Below are 19016 nucleotides of genomic sequence, written 5' to 3'. Positions count from 1 at the left end.
CTTTTCCGCTATGGGATCGCTTGTATCCGTCGGCAGTACGCGGGAGATGGTCCGGGCGATGTTCCTCTGATTCACGGCTATAATCACACCGAGAACGATGACGAGCACAAGCAAAGCACCGCCGATGATGTAGCCTCGGGGGAGACTGCGGACATCGACCGATATCATGGGCGGCGTCAGATAATCGTGCGGCTTCAGGTACGGTATTTCCTCATCGATGCTGTCGAACGTCCGTATGCGATCGATATTCGCTTTCGCGGTGATATTGCGCGGGTCTATCTCGAGCACGCGGACATACGCACGAAGCGCTTCCTCGACATTGCCGATGACAAGATTACGGTACCCCTCGGCAAGCAAAGCGCTCGTGTTCATACGGCTTAAGAACAGCGCCTTCTCGATGAAGGGCTTGGCCTCTTCATACTGCTTAAGCGACAACGCCGCATGCGCCAGAAGTGCGTGCGCCTCGGCATTGCGCGGGCTTTTTATCACGGCATCAAGGAGTATGCGTTTGGCCTCTGCATAGCGTCTCGCATGAAGGAGTTTCGATGCTTTTATCAATGGATCGATATCGTTCGCCATGCGCCCACCCATCCCCATTGTAGCGGGGAGGTGAATGAAAGTCAAGGAAATACCGTTGACATTTCCGCTCCCTGCAGGTATAATAGCGCACTATTTTCGCCGTGTGCCTCAATGGGTACGCGTGCGTGAAACACAGTACTTAAGGAGAACATCCATGGCCCGCTCATGCGATATATGCGGCAAAGGCACACTGCGGGGCAACCGCGTAAGCCATTCGAACCGCAAGACACGGCGCATTTTCCAGATCAATCTGCACCCGGTAAAGGCGAACGTGAAAGGCAAAGTAAAACGCATCCGTGTCTGCACCGGCTGCCTCTCGGCGAACAAGGTGGTCAAGGCCGTATAAGGCGCTTGCACCACGATACCGAATGCGCATTGAAATAGGAAAATACGCCGGCTTCTGCCGCGGCGTAAAGCATGCCGTCGATACCGTCTTTCAGGTCGCCCGGTCGACCGACAATGTCCTCACCGACGGCGAGTTGATACACAATCCGCAGACACTTTCGCAATTGACCGAACACGGCGTTCGTGAACTTTCCGGTTCGGACGATCTGTCGGGAAACACCGTCATCGTCCGCGCGCACGGCATCACCCCGGAGCGCATGCATGAGCTTAAGTCGCGCGCGAAGCATGTCGTCAATCTCACCTGCCGCGATGTCGCAAAGGTGCAGGGCATCATAAAAAAACACGATGCTTCGGGGGGCGCGGTCGTCATTTTCGGGAAGGCCGATCACCCCGAGGTCATAGGCCTTCGCGGTTTTGCGCGCACATCCTACGTCGTTCAGAACGAAGCGGACGTGGCATCGCTCCCGGTGCTCACGAAGCCGCTCTTCGTCTCGCAGACGACGATGGAGATGGCCGCGTTCGCTGCGCTGGCAGAAAGGATGGCGGCACGTTTCCCCGGCATCGTCATAATCAATACGATCTGCAACGCGACCGAACTCCGTCAGCGCGAGGTCGCCGAAATGGCCGCGCGCAACGACTGCATCATCGTCGTCGGCGGTGCGGCGAGCTCGAACACGAAACGGCTCGTGGAAATAGCCGCCCGCACGGTCACCACCTTCGCGGTGGAGTCGGCGGAAGCGATACACACGCTCGATCTCAGAAAAAAGGGGTATCGCCGCATCGGGATAACCGCGGGTGCGTCCACGCCGGACTGGCTCATCGAGGAAGTGGCGTCCGCCGTCCGCGAGAACGCATCGCATCCGCTCTTCCGCATCGCAGAGGACATACTTCGATTCATCATCTATACGAACCTTTTCCCGGCAGCGGGGGTACTCCTCATCCCCTTCGCGGTCGCCGACATCACCGGACGCCGGTATCCGATCAACATCGCCCTCATCGCCGCACTCTACTACTTCGCCATGTCGGTGTTCAACAACTACACCAATCGCGCGGGGCTTCGAGCGAGCGACCGCATCCGCTACGATTTCGTCTACCGATTCCGCATCGTGTTCCTTGTCGCCTTCCTCGCATCCGGCGGTGCTGTCGTGGCGGCATCGTATCTCTACGGACTGAACATCTTCATGCTCACCGCCTTCGCCGTCGTCCTCGGCCTCGGCTACAACGCCAGTTATCTCCCCATGCCCGGGGGCGAACGCCGCCTTCTCTTCTTCCGCCTTAAGAACGTACCGGCGTTCAAATCGCTCGTCATCTCAACGGCGCTTACCGTGCTCGTCAACGGCCTTATCATCGTTGATGACAGAAGCGTGCTCATCGATCACCATTTCGCCTTCCTCTTTTCCGGCGCGCTCGTGTTCTGCGTCATGTTCACGCGTCAGACGCTCCTCGAACTGAAAACGGCACAGAGCGACCGCATTGCAGGAGTTACGGGCCTCCTCTCGCTCGTTCGCCCGCGTCATCTCATGATATCCCTCATTGTCCTCCAGGCATGCATGCTCGCGGCGATGACCGCCGGCATCATCGCAGGCCTCTACCCCCTGCAGAAGATCGTCTATTTCATACCGGTGCTTTTCAACGGCGTCCTCATCCTCTTCGCACGCAATCGAACGATACTCCGTTCGAAATACGCCTATGAATTCCTCATCGACTCCAATCTCTGGATAACCGGCGTCATCGGCATCCTGTGATACCCCCTGATTTGACATTTTCGTCCTTCTTTGTGTAATGGCCGCTCTGGAGGAAGTCATGCGCACGTTCTCATGGAACAGTCAGTCCTATCTGATAGACGGCAAGCCGGCCTTCCTTGTGTCGGGCGAATTCCATTACTTCCGTGTGCCGAAAGGCGATTGGGAAAAGCGCCTGCTGCTTTTCAAGAAGGCCGGCGGCAATTGTGTCGCCACCTATATCCCCTGGATACTCCATGAACCGACGGAAGGCCGCATCCTCTTTTCCGACGTCCCTGAACGCGACCTTGAGGGATTCCTTACGCTCTGCAGAACGCTCGGTCTTTTCGTCATCGCCCGCCCCGGGCCGTATCAGTATTCGGAACTCCGCTACGACGGACTGCCCGTGTGGCTCTGCGATAATTACCCGGACCTCCGCGCAAAAACGATGGACGGAAAGGATATCCGCCGATCATCGATATCCTATCTCCACCCGCTCTTCCTTGAAAAGACGAAACACTGGTTCGATGCCGCCTGCCCTATCATCGCGAACCACACCATCGCGAAGGACGGCCCCGTCATCATGGCGCAGCTGGACAATGAGCTTGCCGGCATACATGAATGGTTCGGCTCGCTCGATTATAACCGCGAGGCTATGGGCATCGGCATTTCGGATGGCAGATATCCCGCATTCCTTGCCCGCACATACGCGACCATCAATGCGCTCAATGCGGCCTGCGGCACCGCGTACGATTCATTCACACAGGTACTGCCGTCGTCAAAGTCCGACACGCGTGAGTCACTGCGCATCATGACGGATTACCGCGAGTTCTATTTCTCCGCCATCGCCGAATATATGGCGACGCTCTCGCAGTGGATGCAGGGCTACGGCATCGACTGCACGTTCTGCCATAATTCCGGCAATCCGGGAATGAACGCCTATTTCCGCAATGCGAGATCGCCCGCTTTGCGCGACTTCGTCCTCGGGTCCGATCATTACTACAATCTCAACCTCGATTGGGAGCAGAACAATCCCACGCCGAAATACGCCGGCGGGATATTCCTCTCGCTTGAGATGCTCCGTGCCATGAACATGCCGCCCACCGTGTTCGAACTCCCCGCAGGCAGCCTCTCCGACTGGCCGCCCATCACGAGCGGCGACCTCGCCGCCTGCTACATGACCAACACCGCCTTCGGGATGAAGGGATGCAATTACTACATTTTCACCGGGGGCATCAATCCTGCGAATGCCGGCGCCACCGGCACCGTATACGATTACAGTGCGCCGATATCCGCCGACGGGAAGATCCGCCCATCGTATCACATGATGAAGCGCTACAACGGCTTCCTCAGGAAGAACGCGTGGCTCGCGCAGGCGCATCGCGCAGGAGATATCGCCATCGGATTCGATTGGGATATCGCCCGGCGGAGGGCCATACCCGATACTACCGGCATGTTCGGTGCATCCGCGGCGTATGAATTCATGCAGAAGGGGCTCTTCCTCTCCGCATCGGCAGCGTCGTTCTCACCGAATTATGTCGATCTCCATTCCGATGTTCTCTTCGCCCTGGCGCACACGCCGCTTTTCGTATCCGCGACCGACGCCATGGCGGCATCCGTTCAGCGTCGTCTTGTCGAATTCGTGAAGCTCGGCGGGGCTCTGTGCATAGCGCCGATAATACCGACGCTCGATGAGCATTATCGCCCCTGCACGATATTGATCGATTTTCTCGGCAGCCCCGAAACGGAGAAACTCACGGTGCAAAGCCCGCGTGTCAACGTCGGCCCGGTCGAAACGATTTTCATGAACGGCGGACTTTTCGCATGCGTGCGCCGGCCGCTCTCCGCAGAAGCGATAGCGTTCGAAGATACGACGCACTCCGAGATAGGCTGGGAAAAGGCCGTCGGCGAGAAAGGCGGGAAGGTGCTCTTCCTCGGCTTTCACTGGAAGCAGGGCAATCGCGAACATGAGGCGATGCTGCGCTTCATCGCAAAGTCGCTCGGGCGGAATTTCCCGCTCATCCACTGCGACAATCCGAACATACTGACCTCCCTGCGCGTCAAGGACAAACGGGCGATGCTTTTCGTCATGAACCTCTTCACCTCGCAGCAGCGTGTGAAAATAGCGCTGCAGACACTCGACAGGAAAGGACAGCTGAAACGCCGCACCATATTCTCAGCGAGCGTACCGCCGATGACCGTACGCGCCGTACGTTCACCGTCTCTATGACGATCGACCTTCCTCGACATATCGCCTTTACTGCCAAGATCGTCAAGGAGCCCTGGAGCAGAGGACGGCACTGACAATTCGTGAACGCTCAACTTCATCGTCAATGGCAATGACGGGATCGGCGGATCGGAAAGACCGCGTATGTACCGGCAGTGGTCATGCGATGACATCCGATCTATCAGGAATACAAAGCAAGAAAAAGATAAAAAAACATAAAGCCAACAAAGCGGAAAGATGATAGATTATCTGCATGTCAATGGATGGAGTTCACTATGAAACTGACCGTGCATATCATCCTTAATTCGCATCTGGACCCCGTATGGCTCTGGACATGGCCTCAGGGTGTCGATGAGGTCATCAATACCGCACGGACGAACTGCGATGTCCTCGATGAATATCCCGACATCGTGATAACCCGCGGAGAAGCGTGGTTCTACGATGTCATCAAACGTCTCGATCCGGCACTTTTCGCTCGCGTCAAAGAACATGTAAAGAACGGACGGTGGCACGTCATCGGCGGCTGGTGGATACAGCCGGACTGCAATCTCCCTTCCGCTGCTTCATTCAAACGGCAGGCGGCGGTCGGCAAACGTTTCTTCAGGGAGGAATTCGGCATCGACGTCACTATCGGCTATAATGTCGACAGCTTCGGCCACGCAGCAACACTGCCGGATTTTTTCAGCGATGCGGGATATGACTCCTATGTGATGATGCGCCCGCAGCAGCATGAAAAGGCACTTCCGTCGAACATCTTCACCTGGGAATCGCCGTCGGAGAAGTGCATCACGACGTTTCGCATCAGCAATGCCTACTGCACTACCGGCGGTATTCCGTACGTTGAACAGAACCTGGTAAAAACCATCGAAGATGCCGATCGGCGCATCGGTCATACAATGTGCTTTATAGGTGCAGGAGATCATGGCGGCGGCCCGACGCGCAAGGAGATCGATTGGATGATCGAACACCGTCACTTCGCGCCGGATATTGAACTTATATTCAGCCATCCGCGGGCGTTCTTTGATGCGGTCAGCCGCTCGGGCGTAACGCTTCCGGTGGTCAGGGATGAACTGCAGATGCATGCGGTCGGCTGTTACAGCGTCGTTCACCGTATAAAAAAGGAGATGCGCGCCGCTGAGGACATGGCGCTCGCCGCCGAGCAATGCATGCGCACGATGCCCCATGACAGGAATTCAGAGGTCGCCGCTGAGACGATAGCGTCGGCATGGCGTCACATCCTCTTTAATCAATTCCACGACATACTTGCGGGAAGTTCCATACGCACTGCGTACGATCACGCGTTCGATGAGCTCGGTGCGGCCAAGACGGCGTGCAGAGGCATCATCATCGACAGCGTTCGAAGAAAGGCGATAGCACTTGCACCGTCAAAAGAGATGCAGCTCCTGTTCGCGAACGTTCGGACAGATGATTTCAGCGGCTATGTCGAATTCGAGCCATGGACCGGAGCGATGAACATGAGCGACGAGGCCGGTGCGGCGGTGCCCACCCAGCGGATCAAAGCCGAGGCGACATTCAAGGAGAACCGGCTCATCGCGCATATGTCCATTCCCTCCGGTGCCGCGAAGGTTTTCCGCATTTCGTACGGCGATGCTCCGGCAGCGGTAGCACCCGTGGTGCGCAATGACAGCTCCCTTTCGAACGGTTTTGTCTCGGTATCGCTTGATGCGGGCGGTATTTCATCGATGGGTTTGTACGGCGGTGACAGCCTTATCCGCGGCCCTATACGCATCGCATCGATTGACGACACCTCCGATACATGGTCGCATGGTATCAGTGGATACACGGGTGCGGTAAGCGGCATGTTCAACACCGAAACGCCATGGAGCGTCTGGAACGAAGGTCCGCTGCGGACGACGATGAAAAATGCCATGTCGCTGAGATCATCATCCGTGCTCTGGCAGGTCTATCTTCAGAAGGATGAGCCCATCATCCGTATGCGGCTTCGTGTCAATTGGAATGATAAACAGAAAATAGTGAAACTGCTCATCCCCACGGGGTTCGCGGTCACGGAGCGAATTGACGGCATCCCCGGCGGACGCATCGCGCGTCCATGCAATGGCCAGGAATATCCGGTGTTCGATTTTGTCTCGCTTGCCGGCGCATCATCAGCACTCGCAGTCGTGAGCCGCGATATCTTCGCTGCAGATGTACAGCCCGATGGCATGCTGCGGCTTACCCTCCTCCGCTGCCCCTACTATGCGCATCACGACCCACATAAGGTGATCGAAGGCGATATACGTCCGATAACCGATCAGGGTGAGCATGAATATGAGATAGCGCTCATGCCGATGAAGCATCCGTCATTCGATGTCATTGCCGCGGAGATAACCCGTCAGACGGCCCCGATAATGATGGCAGAGTCGACGAAAGGTATGCCTGGCCGATAGCACGAAAGCGCTATGCCACCCTCGCTCATAAGCATACCGCTGATGAGCGCACACACCGTTTTAACGCGTGAGTGACTTTTCTTTGCAGGTATAGCGCACGGGGTCTTGACCCCGTGTACAGCATGTATGATAAAACAAACACGGGGTTAAAACCCCGTGCTCTTTTATATGGCGGCATATGTTACCTACAATTGAAAGTCACTCACTTTTAACGCCGCTTATTTGACGAAAAAGTTGCTGCGTATTATACTGAACATCATGTTATCTTCGGTCACTGCCCGCACAGCACTCTTCATCCTGACCATTCTATCTTTTACCGTAATTGCCGCCGACCGTATCGTTCTTGAGAACAATGAGATCATCGAATGCACGGTACTCTCGCAGACAAAAGACACTGTCACCTATGAAAAGAACGGGCAATCGACGACCATCGAGAAATCGCAGATAAAAAAACTCGAACTCGATACCGAGGTCGATAAATATTATCGGGCGGCACGGGAAACGAGCGACAACGCAAAGCGGATACTCTATCTCGAGAAATCGGTGGCGCAATTCCCCAACAGCGGGACGAACAGGCTCTTCCTTGTAAAGACGTATCTCTCTATGGGTTCCGTCGAAAAGGCGGACGCGGCCGCGAGCGGCGGAGGGAATGAGTCGCGCCTTGCGCAAGGGCTCGTCCGTCTCAAGGAAGGAAGACCGCGGGCGGCGGCACGCCACCTTGCGTCCGTCGATGTCACCCGTATCGATCCGTCCGATGCCGCCTGCCGCGACATCGCCCTTTCGATAGCACGGGCGCTTTCCGGAAAACTTGATGGAGCGCGTGCGGCGCTCATTGATGCGGGGAAACGCGACACAGCCGACGACGGCCTCGCGATATTGACGAAAGGCGTATCGATATCCGAATATGATAATGCGCTCTCTCAACTGGAAACGTCAGCCGCCGCGAAACGGCCGATAGCCACCAACAGCATGGTACGCTTTGCCGCGGGGACATCATCGCCCGGAGAGAAATTCCTGCAGAATCTCCGCGACGATGCGCGCGAGGATAATAAAAGGTACGATCTCTGCTTTGAAGCGGGCGGGGGCAATCTCATCACGATACTGTTCGATTGGCGCTTCCTCGCACCGTTCTCTGCCGGTGCCGCCGTCGGTTTCGACTACGGCCAGGAACAGACGAACGGACTTTTCATAGACCAGTATCTCTTCAACGGATCGGTATACGGCTCATGGGAATTCCTCAAGGCCGACTATTTCTCCCTCGAAACGCGTCTCCATTTCGGGGTAAGTTTCCTCTACCTCGCCCCGTCCACCTACGGTTCATTCGCGCTTGAATTGACACCGTCGATCATCGCGGTAAGCACGATCAATGTGTACCTTATCGTCAGCAGTATTTTCATGCTCACCTTAAGCGATGTGTCCTTCGCCTGGGTGCCGCAGATAGGCCTCGGCTATCGGCTGAGTTTTTAGGGGTAACAGATGACGCGACGCAATGCGATACTCCTCACCTCCCTCTGCGGTATATGCGTCATCATCCTCTCGGCATTCGATATTTTCCGCGGCAGGCGCGATACGATGTATCAAAGCGCCTTGCGTACGAATGCCGCGTCAATAGTACTTCCGCCGGGAATTTTCGTCTCCACGCTCGGGAGCGATGCGAATGCGGGCCTCTATTCCCACTCCCCGGTGCGAAGCGTGCCGATGGGGCTTCAACGCGCGGCGCAGTACGGCAGAACGAATGTTTTCGTGGCAAAAGGCGTTTACAGCCGCGGGCTCGGCATATCGGCCGGCTCGGACGGCGTGATCATTACGAACTGCGCGGGGCTTGCGCTTCTCGGCGGATGGGAGAACAACTTCTTTTCACGCTCGCCATCGGATCGAAGCGTTCTTGACGGCGGGAATGCCGCATACCGTGTACTTCTCATATCGAATGCACAGTCGCTGCGAGTGACAGGGTTCGCCATCGTGCGAGGAGGAACGACAGCGATAAGCGGCGGCGGCGCAGCAGTCATTGGCGTTACGAGCGCATCATTGTCCGATCTGTCGATCATGTCAAATGTCGGATACAACGGCGGCGGAATGTTCGTATCGAACAGTACGGGTATCACGGTATCATCCTCTTGTTTTTTTTCAAATTACGCTCAGAACTACGGCGGGGCGCTCATGTGCGTACACAGCGGTGATATAACCATACAGAACGCGCATATGCTTCAGGGGTTCGGCGCAGCTCATGCCGGAGGGATATATGCACAATTCAGCAGTAATCTCGTTGCATCGAATATCTTTATACTTTCGAACAACGGCGGTTCCGGGGCAGCCTTCTCCCTCGACCAGACTACGAATATCACGTTCATTCGCCTGACCGCGGCAAGCAATGCTCTCGCATCGCAGGTAATCTATCTCAACAATGCAGGCAGTTTTTCCCTGCGCAATTCTTTCATCACCAATAACGCGATCAACGGCAATATGGTGCTTCTATCCACTGCACGAAGCCTCATCATTTCCGGCTGTGTATTCAGCGGCTCGGGCATTACAACATACGGCATTCAGGAACTCATAGCCGAGACCGGGCAGACGTTCGTCAGCAACGGATTCATGATGGGGTCAATGACATGGCTGTACCATGACACCGTGATAGCCGATACGGTTTTCACCGTCGATGGTGCCGGCATTGCCAATTTTAACATAGAGGGGCAGACCGGTGCGGCGGTATCGAGCGGAAATTATCTGTATTGAAGCGGATATGAAAAACGGCCTGCATTCATTGCGGGTATAATGCGTTTTCGCATGAACAGCAGCACGCTGCTATGGAATTTTTTGCCTTGTACCGGTATACTGACATCGGTAAATAGCCCCCTCGGAGCGGCCAATGACAATGACACACCTTGGATCATGGATAATATTCGTACTCACATTCGTGCTTGCCGTATCGCCTGCACATTCGGCAGCATCACAGAACCTCATCAAGAACGGCGATTTCGAGACCCCCTGCTCCGATATCGGCGGGATAGTCGGCACCTGGACGCCGTGGGGTTTGCCGGCAGGCAAGGACCCCTCGTTCTATGTTGTGGACACCGAACGGCCGCACGGCGGCAAACAAAGCGCAAGGATCTCGCGCACGTCAAAAGAGCCCTCGGTCTGGGACACCGTACTCGCGAGCAATCCGAAGGACAACCCGTTCTTCATCGGATACGCAAAACGCTACACCATCACATTCTGGGCGCGCTCGGCAGCAAGCGGACGATCGGTGCTCGGCATCCTGTCATACGCCAGTGTCGATCCGTTCAGGAATGGACCCCTCGGCATGAATATCCCCTTCGACACCGACACCGAGTGGAAAGAATATTCGTTCACGGCTTCCTACGGGAAGGATTTCTTCATCGCATCCAATGAACAGTGGTTCGGTTATCTCGGCTTCTTTCTTTCGCCCAATGGTGCATCCAATGCGCGAACGCTCTGGATCGACGATGTCCGTGTCGCTGCATCCGATATGGCCGATGCAGGCAGGTTCATCAATTTCGCAACGCTCGCGTATGAAGCGCTTCCCCTTCGGCTCACGAGCGGGTCCGCGGTCGATATCCGCATCAATGCGGCAGAGCGCATCCGCCGGGCGAACAAAAAGGTCGGCGGCATCGCGCAGGCAAGCTTCGGCCGATGGGGCGAGAAGCCGGGGTATCCGTTCAATCTGACGAATGGGGAATACACGCTGTCCAAGGCGATAGAAAATGCGACGCGCGAACTTCAACTGCCGGTAACGCGGTTCTATGACATCGCCGCGGACAACCCTTCGGCCAGTGCGCACAGCGAGCCATTCAAGACATTCGAAGAGGCGCTCGACAAAGCCGCGTGGTATCTTAAGCGCATCGGTGTCGCAGAGGAGACTACGACCATGGAACTTGATGACGTGTTCGCTGTCAAACGCCTCCCGCCGGGGGAGTGGGCGCGCGTTGTTTCCTATTCGGCGGCGAAGGGCTACCGTTTCCAACAGTGGGAGATAGGCAATGAGCCGTTCGTCCGCAACCGGCCATGCCCCATCGGTACCTACGGGAGCGCCTACAGCAACGGGGCGGATTATGCCGATCATGTAGTCGCGGTAAGCAAGGCGATCAAGGCGGTGCAGCCGAATGCGAAGATCGGCCTTGCGATCGAATTCTGCCTGAGCCCGGACCGTCTGATCGAATGGGGTGTCGAGGTAATGCAGCGCGCGGCCGGACACTACGATTTCGTTGCCCCGCACGGGTATGACGCCGGCATCAACACCGCCCTTACGGGGGACGCACAGCTTTCCGAATACGAACGCGGCATCCTCGAGGGCAATGACCGCATCCTCACCATTGCCCGCAAGATCAACGCACTTGCCGCATTGAATAATCCGGGCAGGACAGTAAAGCAGATCGAGACGGAATGGGGGCTCCACCAGGCAACGGATAAGAAAAATCAAAACCAGATGGAATTGAACGCGAACATGGTCGGCACGCTCTACCGCGCGGTACGTCTGCTCTACTATGCCCGCGAAGAAACGGTTTCGGAATCATCGGCCTGGAACCTGTTCGGCAGTTCCCGGTGGAGCACCGGTTTCGCAGCGCTCTATCCGGAGGCGCCTGAAAAACGATCGATGCTCTACTGGCTTTATTACTATTTCAATCGTCATGTCGGGGACTGGGTCGTTGCCATGAGCGGCACGAGCCCCACGCACCGTTCGCCCGATGCACGAGACCTGCCGCGCGTACCGTGCCTTGCGAGCGTTTCCGACGACGAGAAGCGGCTCTTCCTCATGCTGGTGAACTCATCTATGAAGAACAGCGCCGACGCGAGCATCTCGGTGAACGGTTTTAAACTCTCATCGTCATCGATCGAAGCGGTGTCCCTCACCCACGCCGAAGTGAACGGTTCACCGGTCCTCAGTACAAAGGAAGAGTTCGTACATCCGCTCACCGTAGTAGAGCGCGACGGATCGCTAGTGTTCACCATGCCGTCAAAAAGCGTGGCGTTCATCACCGTCACGACGCGATGACCGCCGCCCCGAGCATGTTCATCGAGACTGTTGCAAAAATAGAGCGCAGCGGGTTGCAACCCGCTGTTCTCATCGATTCCGATGAAATTTTGATGTACATTATTCATCGTTGTGGGCGAATAGCATTTTCGCGCCAGCCTCTCATCATGTGGTGACTATTCCCCAAAAAATGTTATATTGGTTCCCACACTTTTCCGGAGCGATCGTATGAATGACAAGAAAGAAGCCCTTGCCACAAAACTGCGCTCATACGGCAGACTCATCGTAGCCTTTTCCGGCGGCACCGATTCTACACTGCTCCTCGCCGTCGCAGTAAAAACGCTCGGCAGCGCGAACGTCGTCGCCGTCACGGCACAGTCAGAAACCTACACGTCGAGCGAACTCACCTATGCGAGCGCGCTTGCGAAGAACATCGGCGTAGAACATGTCGTGCTATCCACCGACGAACTCACCGACGAGAAATTCGCCACGAACGATGCGCTCCGCTGTTTTTACTGCAAATCGCATTTCTATAAGGACGTTCGCGCATTCGCCGAGAAGCGCGGCATGGCGACGATCGCCGACGGCTCGAACAAGGATGATGAGCACGATTACCGCCCCGGGCGCGAAGGGGCGAAGTCGTACGGCGTGGTCAGCCCGCTCATCGAAGCGGGATACACCAAGGTCGACGTTCGTGCTCATTCGAAGGAACTCGGTCTTTCCACCTGGGATAAGCCCGCGAATCCGTGTCTCGCCAGCCGCATCCCCTACGGCTCACGCATCACGAAAGAGAAACTTTCCGCCGTGGAGAACGCCGAGCGCTTCTTCCGCGAACGCGGCATACAGATAGTGCGCGTGCGCCATCACGGCGACGTGGCACGCATTGAGATGACGAGCGAGGACCGCAAGCGATTCCTCAGCGATGAACAGATGACAAGAGAAGCGAACGAGCACTTAAAAAAATCCGGGTTCACCTATGCGGCCATCGACCTCGAAGGGTATCGCACGGGCTCCTTGAACGAGGCGATAGGAAAAAAATGAATATCGCGGTCGGACTTTCCGGCGGCGTCGATTCATCGGTAGCCGCGCTGTTGCTCAAGAATGCCGGGCATTCCATTACCGGCGTTACCATGCGTATCTATTCGCCGGACATACCCATACCCGCGGGGAATGCCTGCTACGGGCCCGATGAGGACCATGATGTAGCCGAAGCATCCGCGCTCTGTAAAAAACTTGGCGTGCCGTATCATGAGATAGACCTCCGCGAAGAATATAAGCGCGAAGTACTTTCCTATTTCGAACGCGAGTACCGCGCGGGGCGAACTCCCAATCCCTGCGTACGCTGCAATGCGCTCGTGAAATTCGGTTTTCTGATATCGCGGTCGCGCGAGATGGGCATATCCTTCGAGAAATTCGCCACCGGTCATTATGCGCGCACCGAATATGATGAAGCGCACAGGCAATGGCTGCTCCTTAAGGCAGTCGATGCAAAACGCGATCAATCATATTTCCTCGGATTTCTCGGACAGGATCAGATAGCATCGGTGCTGTTCCCGCTCGGCGCGATGACGAAGGACGAAGTACGCGCCATCGCCCGCGAGAACGGCCTTGCGGCAGCGGCAAAAAAGGACAGCCAGGATTTCGCCGGCGGCGACTACGCAAAGCTCATCGGCGGCACTTCGAAAAAAGGCGTGATACGGCACGTCAATGGCAGTGAGCTCGGCATGCATGACGGCATAGAACATTACACCGTCGGTCAGCGGCGGGGATTGAAGATAGCATATGCATCACCGCTCTATGTTGTGAAGATCGATGCGGATACGAACACGGTATTCGTCGGGGATGATGCCGACCTCTTACGCGATTCCTGCATCGTCCGGAACGTCAATTGGATATTGCAGAAAGTCGATACGCCGACGCACGTTACCGTTAAGATACGGTCAGCCCACGCCGGGATCGGCGCGGCGATAGCACCGGAAGGCGATGCGGTACGCGTTACGTTCGACGAGCACGAGCGCGCGGTAACCCCCGGTCAGGCGGCGGTGTTCTATGACGGCAACATCGTTCTCGGTGCAGGCATCATCGACTGAAGCAAAATATTCAAGCGTCGCATCAGTGTTTCACCGGCCGCATACAGAACGCGAAAGCCACAATAATTTCACCGTTGATCGTCATCATCGAGCATCTGAAGGAGTTTTCTCATCGTTCTCCAATTCCGTGTCGTCGCGGACATGGCGAAGATCTTCTCGAGATAGTTGTTATTGTATTTCGACCTGCTGTACCCCTCGCTGTATGACGAATAGATAATATCGCCCTTTATCGAAAACTTCTCGGATGCACTCTTAACCTGAGACAGGACCTTCTGCCCGCCCGTCGGCACATGTTCCAGAATAGTAATGAACAATCTATCTTCGTTCCCTTTCTTCTCAAATGGATGCGATGCCGCCGCTTTCTTGAAATCCGCTTTGCCCTTTACCATAACAGCGACATCCAAACCGGCATCGTTCCGTATCGAAGATCGTATATCATCCGCCAATTGTTCAGCATCGCTCTTCCTGGAGTCGAAAACGGCGTTCCCGCTTTGGATATATGTCCGTACGTTCGTCAGCCCGAGACGATCGAGTGTAGCCCTGAGATCGTCCATTTTGAGGACAACGCCGCCGACATTAATGCCTCGTATCAAGAGGACGAACTTCATGTTTTCTGCCATAGACCTTTTTCAGGTTTCCTTCTTTGCAATGATCGCCGAAATGAGCAGGCCGATCGAACCGAGGATCAATCCGATGTCAAGCATTACCCCAAGTCGAAACACGCCGAACAGCCCATAGAATAATCCGAAAACGCTCAGCGTAATTGGCCATTTTTTTGAACCGAATGCGTTCATGAAAAGCGCAAGACCGATCACGGTCGATAAGGTCGGGCAGGGCACAAGTCCAACCGGGGCCATGATCGCATACTGAAAAAACTGGATATTCTCAAGAAAATGAGGGTACACTAAACCGTATAGCAGCATCGGGATGCCGAGAAAAAGATTCGGATTGATGGCCACCTTCACCTTTCCTTTCGGCATGAGGATTCCGAACATCATCAGAAGAAGCGATGCCGCCCCGAGAACGATCGCTGTGAACGGATTTTTTGCGAGAAACGCGAACACCGCAACCGACAGCAACGGCATGGTTGCCATAATGGACGACAACCTCTTCGGCGGCCGAAGACCGATAACGAGCAATAGAATAAAAACATAGATCGCTATGTGCCAGGCAATAGCGACGGTCGAATACTGGCTCGCAATGCCGGCCAATCCGCTGAGAATAACTTCTTTATTCGGCATATGATGCTCCTTCGTTTTGCATGCATTCCGCTCGTTAAGCGGCTTTTTTGCCCTTACACTTATTGATCTCGATGGTTATATGCGCGAGTTCATGGACAGCGCGCAACCTCGTACGGTACTCGTCGAGCGTATATTTCCTTTTCGCCACAATGGACAGGATACAGGCGTATTTGTTCTGCGCTACTTTCCAGAGATGCAGATCGCATATTTTCGAATCGCCGTCCGATTCGATCGCATGGGCTATCTCATGGGCAACAGGACCATCTGCTCCGTGTTCAAGCAGAATGGAACCGGTGTCTTTCAGTAAAAGGGCCGCCCAGCGGATGATCAGCCCCGCACCCACCAGCCCCATGAACGGATCAAGCCATTGTATCCTCAGGAGTTTTGCACCGAGGAGCGCCGCGATGGCCAGAACGGACGTTACGGCATCGGCGACAACATGCAGATATGCCGATTTCAAATTGAGGTCATCATGCATATGATCATGATGTTCATGCCCGTGTTCATGCCCGTGGCTGGCATGAGCATGCGTGCCTGTGTTCAGGATGATCGCGCACGCCAGATTGATCAGCAATCCGATGATCGCAACGATCAATGCCTCGTCGTAGCGTATCGGCAGGGGATGAACGACTCTTTCGATGGAAGTAAATATCATATAGCATGCGACGATGCCGAGAACGATCGCGCTCGTATACGCGCCGAGTATCTCTATCTTCCATGTCCCGAACGTGAATCGCCGATCACGCGCATATCGCCTGGCGAGAACATAGGCGAGCAACGAAACACCGAGTGCGAACGCATGAGTCCCCATGTGCCAGCCGTCGGCGAAAAGCGCCATCGAATTCGTCATCAGCCCAAAAGCTATCTCCGCAGTCATAGTCACAAGCGTCACTGCCACGACGATGAACGTCCGCTTTTCCGTCGCTCTCTTCTCTATATTGAACGTATGCTGATGCTGCCACAATTCTATCCGTTCTCTATGCATTGCTGTTTCCTTTGCACTCCCGATACATTTATTCTGCATTCTATATTACACGATAAAATCATCAAGGTCCATCTTCTTCTCATTGTCGGCATGGCGCGATACCGATACAACTCGAGCAACATCGAATCCGGTTTGCTTGAGTTCAATCACGGCATTCGCTGCCCGCGCGCCCCACGTTGGATCTTTTCCTTCAGCCGGATTGTGGTTCGTTTTTGATTTGACCATTCATATATGCATGATATACTGCGAATCACACGAATAATCCTGCACTAAAAGAGCCATGCTATGAAAGAACTGTTATCCGGAGACGAAGCAATTGCCCAGGCCGCCGCGGAAGCGGGCGTGGGCGTTGCCTCCGCATATCCCGGAACGCCGTCGACGGAAATACTGGAAAGTATTATCACCCGCGTACCGGCCATCGATGCGACCTGGAGCGTGAACGAGAAGACCGCCTTCGAGACCGCATACGGAGCCGCGGTGGGCGGTGTTCGGTCGCTCACGGCGATGAAGCATGTCGGCCTTAATGTTGCTGCAGATCCGCTCCTCACCAGCGCCTACACGGGCGTGAACGCCGGTTTCGTGATAGTCGTTGCGGACGACCCGGGTATGTTCTCCTCGCAGAACGAGCAGGACTCGCGATGGTATGCACGCTTCTCGAAACTGCCGCTCCTTGAACCCGCCGATTCGCAGGAAGTGCTCGATTTCACAAAAGCGGCATACGAGCTTTCCGAGAGATTCGATACCCCTGTCATCGTGCGGCTCACCACACGCATAGCGCATACGAAGACCGCGGTCGATACGAACGCGCATGCACCGATAACCGGCAAATTCACGTTCGCCAAAGACCCGAAGAAATACGTGATGATACCCTCACATGCCGTCGTACGTCATCGCATGCTCGAAGAGCGCCTCATCACACTCGCTGCGTACTCTGACGACTGTGCGTTCAACCGCATCGAGAAAGGCGGCCCGCTCGGGATCATCACCGCCGGCGTCGATTACCAATACGTAAAAGAGATTTTCCCCGAGGCATCGATACTGAAGCTCGGGATGGTACACCCCCTGCCAAAAAAGCTCATCGCGTCGTTCGCATCGTCGGTCAGGGAGTGTATGGTCATAGAATCGCTCGATGCCGTCATAGAAGAGCAGGTGCGCGCCATGGGCATATCGCTCCTGCCGAGGAAGCATCCGTTCACGAGCGAACTTTCCGCCGACGTGCTCTCCGTATACACGGGAAAGGAGAATGCATCGGCGTCCGCGGGCGGGCCGATACCGGGGCGTCCGCCCTCGCTCTGTACCGGCTGTTCGCATCATGAGGTCTTCGAGATACTCCGTGATCTCAATGTCATCGTCACCGGCGATATCGGCTGCTACACGCTCGGCACCATGCCGCCGTACAGCGCCATGGACACGTGCCTGTGCATGGGCGCGAGCATTACCATGGCGAGCGGCTTCACTCGCGCACAGGCGTTCGGCGGAACGAAAGCCCCCATCGTCGCTGTGCTCGGCGACTCGACGTTCATTCACACCGGCATTCCCGCGCTCATCGATGCCGTTTACAACAGGACGAATATCACCGTCATCGTGCTCGATAATTACATCACCGCGATGACGGGGCATCAGTCGAACCCGGCCACCGGCATTACCGCCAAGGGGGAGAAGACGGTCAGGCTCGATCTCGAGGCGCTCGGACGCGGCGTAGGCGTATCACGCATCGTCAAATTCAATCCGTTCAAGGAAAAGGAAATGGCGAAGCTGATACGTGCGGAGATAGAAGCCGCCGCACCGTCGCTCATCATCGCGGAAGCGCCGTGCATCTTCTACCGCAAGCGATTCCCGAACGGAGAACGCCGATGAGCAGCACGCGGAGCATTCTCATCGCCGGTGTCGGCGGACAGGGCATCATACTCTGCTCGGAGATACTCTCAGATGCGCTTCTCCTCGCCGGTTTCGATGTAAAGAAGAGCGAGATACACGGCATGAGCCAGCGCGGCGGGAGCGTGACGAGCCACATACGCTATGGCACGAAGGTGTATTCTCCCATCATCCCCGACGGCACAGCGGACGTCATCCTCGCATTCGAGCGGCTTGAGGCGGTACGCGAGCTTACGCTCCTTGCTGCCAGCGGCACGGTCATCGTCAACAATGAATCGATAATGCCGACGACCACGGTCCATGGCGGGCAGGCATATCCGGACGACATCGAGGCACGGTTGAAAAAGAAAGCATCCCGCGTTATCATGGTGGACGCAGCGAACGAAGCGAAAGCGCTCGGCAATGCACGCGTGTTCAACACGATACTGCTCGGCGTGCTCGCGCGCGAGCTCTCGGTTGCGGACGATATATTCGAGAAAGCGATAGGCATGCATGTCGCGGAACAGTTCCGCACATTGAACATACAGGCCTTCGCACGGGGGAAAACGCTGTGAT

At 55.7% G+C, this 19016-nt stretch carries 16 protein-coding genes; 11 read left to right on the top strand and 5 right to left on the bottom strand.

Going from position 1 to position 19016, the window contains the following annotated elements:
* On the bottom strand, positions 1-579 hold a 579-nt coding region (locus AABZ39_10875), incomplete at its 3' end, for a tetratricopeptide repeat protein (protein MEK6795273.1).
* 154 nt (positions 580-733) lie between these two features.
* Here AABZ39_10875 and rpmB point away from each other — a divergent pair.
* From rpmB to mnmA, 9 genes are all read left to right on the top strand, one after another.
* Positions 734-925 carry a 50S ribosomal protein L28 gene (gene rpmB, locus AABZ39_10870; protein ID MEK6795272.1) on the top strand — a complete coding sequence of 64 codons (192 nt, stop codon included), beginning with the start codon at positions 734-736 and terminating at the stop codon, positions 923-925.
* Positions 926-947: 22 nt separating this feature from the next.
* A complete protein-coding gene (gene ispH / locus AABZ39_10865; GenBank protein ID MEK6795271.1) occupies positions 948-2669 on the top strand; it encodes a 4-hydroxy-3-methylbut-2-enyl diphosphate reductase in 1722 nt (573 codons plus the stop codon).
* Positions 2670-2727: 58 nt separating this feature from the next.
* Positions 2728-4875, top strand: coding sequence for a beta-galactosidase (locus tag AABZ39_10860; protein MEK6795270.1), 2148 nt, complete (start codon positions 2728-2730; stop codon positions 4873-4875).
* A 272-nt stretch (positions 4876-5147) separates the two neighbouring features.
* Positions 5148-7280: a glycoside hydrolase family 38 C-terminal domain-containing protein gene (locus AABZ39_10855; protein MEK6795269.1), complete on the top strand. Its 2133-nt coding sequence runs from the start codon at positions 5148-5150 to the stop codon at positions 7278-7280.
* A 258-nt stretch (positions 7281-7538) separates the two neighbouring features.
* On the top strand, positions 7539-8747 hold the full coding sequence (locus tag AABZ39_10850; protein ID MEK6795268.1) for a hypothetical protein: 1209 nt from the start codon (positions 7539-7541) through the stop codon (positions 8745-8747).
* A 9-nt stretch (positions 8748-8756) separates the two neighbouring features.
* Positions 8757-10013 (top strand): hypothetical protein, encoded by a 1257-nt coding sequence (locus AABZ39_10845; protein ID MEK6795267.1) that lies wholly within the window; start codon positions 8757-8759, stop codon positions 10011-10013.
* Between the two features lie 133 nt (positions 10014-10146).
* The gene (locus AABZ39_10840) at positions 10147-12291 is read left to right on the top strand and encodes a hypothetical protein (GenBank protein MEK6795266.1); all 2145 of its coding nucleotides are present in this window, start codon (positions 10147-10149) and stop codon (positions 12289-12291) included.
* Between the two features lie 207 nt (positions 12292-12498).
* Positions 12499-13311, top strand: a complete 813-nt coding sequence (larE, locus tag AABZ39_10835; GenBank protein MEK6795265.1) for an ATP-dependent sacrificial sulfur transferase LarE — start codon at positions 12499-12501, stop codon at positions 13309-13311.
* Entirely contained in the window at positions 13308-14360 is a 1053-nt protein-coding gene (gene mnmA, locus AABZ39_10830) for a tRNA 2-thiouridine(34) synthase MnmA (GenBank protein MEK6795264.1), read from the top strand. Before larE ends, mnmA begins: the two co-directional genes overlap by 4 nt.
* A gap of 68 nt (positions 14361-14428) precedes the next feature.
* Here mnmA and AABZ39_10825 read toward each other — a convergent pair whose 3' ends face one another.
* From AABZ39_10825 to AABZ39_10810, 4 genes are read right to left on the bottom strand one after another with little or no spacing between them, the layout of a single operon-like run.
* On the bottom strand, positions 14429-14968 hold the full coding sequence (locus AABZ39_10825; GenBank protein MEK6795263.1) for a DUF1697 domain-containing protein: 540 nt from the start codon (positions 14966-14968) through the stop codon (positions 14429-14431).
* A gap of 21 nt (positions 14969-14989) precedes the next feature.
* Positions 14990-15601, bottom strand: a complete 612-nt coding sequence (locus AABZ39_10820) for a hypothetical protein (GenBank protein ID MEK6795262.1) — start codon at positions 15599-15601, stop codon at positions 14990-14992.
* Between the two features lie 34 nt (positions 15602-15635).
* On the bottom strand, positions 15636-16586 hold the full coding sequence (gene dmeF / locus AABZ39_10815; GenBank protein MEK6795261.1) for a CDF family Co(II)/Ni(II) efflux transporter DmeF: 951 nt from the start codon (positions 16584-16586) through the stop codon (positions 15636-15638).
* Between the two features lie 45 nt (positions 16587-16631).
* A complete protein-coding gene (locus AABZ39_10810; protein ID MEK6795260.1) occupies positions 16632-16811 on the bottom strand; it encodes a hypothetical protein in 180 nt (59 codons plus the stop codon).
* 60 nt (positions 16812-16871) lie between these two features.
* Here AABZ39_10810 and AABZ39_10805 point away from each other — a divergent pair, with 60 nt between their 5' ends.
* Positions 16872-18443, top strand: coding sequence for a thiamine pyrophosphate-dependent enzyme (locus tag AABZ39_10805; protein MEK6795259.1), 1572 nt, complete (start codon positions 16872-16874; stop codon positions 18441-18443).
* Entirely contained in the window at positions 18440-19015 is a 576-nt protein-coding gene (locus AABZ39_10800) for an indolepyruvate oxidoreductase subunit beta (protein ID MEK6795258.1), read from the top strand. The genes AABZ39_10805 and AABZ39_10800 overlap by 4 nt, the downstream gene beginning before the upstream one ends.
* Position 19016 lies beyond the last annotated feature (1 nt).

It is taken from the genome of Spirochaetota bacterium (genome assembly GCA_038043445.1).
Taxonomy (GTDB): Bacteria; Spirochaetota; Brachyspiria; order Brachyspirales; family JACRPF01; genus JBBTBY01.
The sequence above is the reverse complement of the archived record's forward strand: the minus strand, read 5'-3'. Positions and strand labels throughout refer to the sequence as shown.

Bases quoted from the DNA above. Each gene is read 5' to 3' on its own strand.
- rpmB (MEK6795272.1), top strand. From the start codon at position 734: ATGGCCCGCTCATGCGATATATGCGGCAAAGGCACACTGCGGGGCAAC.
- ispH (MEK6795271.1), top strand. From the start codon at position 948: ATGCGCATTGAAATAGGAAAATACGCCGGCTTCTGCCGCGGCGTAAAG.
- AABZ39_10860 (MEK6795270.1), top strand. From the start codon at position 2,728: ATGCGCACGTTCTCATGGAACAGTCAGTCCTATCTGATAGACGGCAAG.
- AABZ39_10855 (MEK6795269.1), top strand. From the start codon at position 5,148: ATGAAACTGACCGTGCATATCATCCTTAATTCGCATCTGGACCCCGTA.
- AABZ39_10850 (MEK6795268.1), top strand. From the start codon at position 7,539: ATGTTATCTTCGGTCACTGCCCGCACAGCACTCTTCATCCTGACCATT.
- AABZ39_10845 (MEK6795267.1), top strand. From the start codon at position 8,757: ATGACGCGACGCAATGCGATACTCCTCACCTCCCTCTGCGGTATATGC.
- AABZ39_10840 (MEK6795266.1), top strand. From the start codon at position 10,147: ATGACAATGACACACCTTGGATCATGGATAATATTCGTACTCACATTC.
- larE (MEK6795265.1), top strand. From the start codon at position 12,499: ATGAATGACAAGAAAGAAGCCCTTGCCACAAAACTGCGCTCATACGGC.
- mnmA (MEK6795264.1), top strand. From the start codon at position 13,308: ATGAATATCGCGGTCGGACTTTCCGGCGGCGTCGATTCATCGGTAGCC.
- AABZ39_10825 (MEK6795263.1), bottom strand. From the start codon at position 14,968: ATGAAGTTCGTCCTCTTGATACGAGGCATTAATGTCGGCGGCGTTGTC.
- AABZ39_10820 (MEK6795262.1), bottom strand. From the start codon at position 15,601: ATGCCGAATAAAGAAGTTATTCTCAGCGGATTGGCCGGCATTGCGAGC.
- dmeF (MEK6795261.1), bottom strand. From the start codon at position 16,586: ATGCATAGAGAACGGATAGAATTGTGGCAGCATCAGCATACGTTCAAT.
- AABZ39_10810 (MEK6795260.1), bottom strand. From the start codon at position 16,811: ATGGTCAAATCAAAAACGAACCACAATCCGGCTGAAGGAAAAGATCCA.
- AABZ39_10805 (MEK6795259.1), top strand. From the start codon at position 16,872: ATGAAAGAACTGTTATCCGGAGACGAAGCAATTGCCCAGGCCGCCGCG.
- AABZ39_10800 (MEK6795258.1), top strand. From the start codon at position 18,440: ATGAGCAGCACGCGGAGCATTCTCATCGCCGGTGTCGGCGGACAGGGC.